Here is a 208-nt window from a genome sequence, read left to right on the forward strand (position 1 = left end):
ATCCTGGTCATCTCCACCCCGACCGACCTGCCCAACTTCGAGCGCCTGCTCGGGGACGGCTCGCGCTACGGCGTGAACCTGTCCTACGCCGAGCAGCCCTCGCCGGACGGCCTTGCGCAGGCCTTCACCATCGGCGAGGACTTCATCGCCGGCGAGCCGTGCGCGCTGGTGCTCGGCGACAACATCTTCTACGGCAACGGCCTGTCCC

Annotated in this window: 1 protein-coding gene; it reads left to right on the forward strand. The window is 68.8% G+C overall.

Translation table 11 applies throughout. The features are described from left to right. Positions 1-208: sugar phosphate nucleotidyltransferase (locus DW171_RS10370; protein ID WP_255413400.1), on the forward strand; the 208-nt coding region annotated here is incomplete at both ends.

It is taken from the genome of Collinsella sp. AM15-2 (assembly GCF_003471985.1).
In the GTDB taxonomy this organism is placed as follows: Bacteria; Actinomycetota; Coriobacteriia; order Coriobacteriales; family Coriobacteriaceae; genus Collinsella.